Raw genomic sequence first — 1,008 nt, 5'->3', positions numbered from 1 at the left:
CTCTGCGCGCTCCTTCGGCGCGTTGAAGTTCTATGTGACCCGCATTGCCGCCGGAAAGATCTCGCGCGGCCTGCCGCAGGCGTTGCAGCGCTGCGGCTACAAGACCTTCTCGCTCTATCCGACCTACGGCAATTTCCTCAGCGCCCGCAGCTTCCAGCAGGGCGCGGGCATTGACGGCTTCATCGACATGGCGGCGATGGGCGTCAGCGAGGACATGCAGCCCGACAGGTTCTATTTCGATCAGGCGAAGGATCTCATTGCGCGCGAGAGCAAGACCGATCAACCGATCTTCGTGCTGGTCTATCTCACCGCCAATCATTTTCCGTGGACCACGACCTATCGCGACGACCTGACGCCGGCCTCCTGGCAGGCGCCGGGCAATACGACCGAGGTCGACGAATATATCCGCCGCCAGGCGATGACGGCTACGGACTACAAGGCCTTCGTCGCGCAACTCCAGAAGGATCATCCGGCCGAGCCGTTCCTGCTGGTGCGGTTCGGCGATCACCAGCCGGCGATCGCGCAGAAACTGCTGGAGCCCGATCTGGCGCAGCCGAAGCGCGCCAACCGGATCATGACGCATGATATCCGTTACTACACGACCTATTACGCCATCGACGCGCTGAACTACCGGCCCGAACTGTCATCGGCGCTGCCCACGCTGGACGCCGCCTATCTGCCACTCATGGTGCAGGAGGCCGCGCGCGTGCCGCTCGATCCGTCCTTCGTCGAGCAGAAGAAGATCATGCTCCGCTGCAAGGGCGTGTTCTACGGCTGCAAGGACGGCGACGAAGCCAGCCGGTTCAACCGCTGGCTGATCGATGCGGGGCTGATCAAGGATCTCTGACCCAGCCGAACCGCAACGGGCGGGTACGGGGCGCCTGCCGATTCCGTCGATCCCGTTCGGGCCAAGTTCATTGCCCATTCATGACCAGTCCATTACAGTTTTGTGACATGTCGCAGTTTCCGGCTGCGACATGCGCCCTCTGGCCGTCGCCAGCCCAGGCC

The 1,008-nt window shown here is 62.9% G+C and carries 1 protein-coding gene; it reads left to right on the top strand.

The annotated features are described in order from the left end of the window. Positions 1-847, top strand: an 847-nt coding sequence (locus AC1DU6_RS32740) for a sulfatase-like hydrolase/transferase (RefSeq protein WP_477862437.1), incomplete at its 5' end; no start/stop codon positions are given. Positions 848-1,008: the final 161 nt, after the last annotated feature.

It is taken from the genome of Roseateles sp. P5_B10, from assembly GCF_056400485.1.
This window is presented reverse-complemented; position numbering and strand designations above follow the sequence as displayed.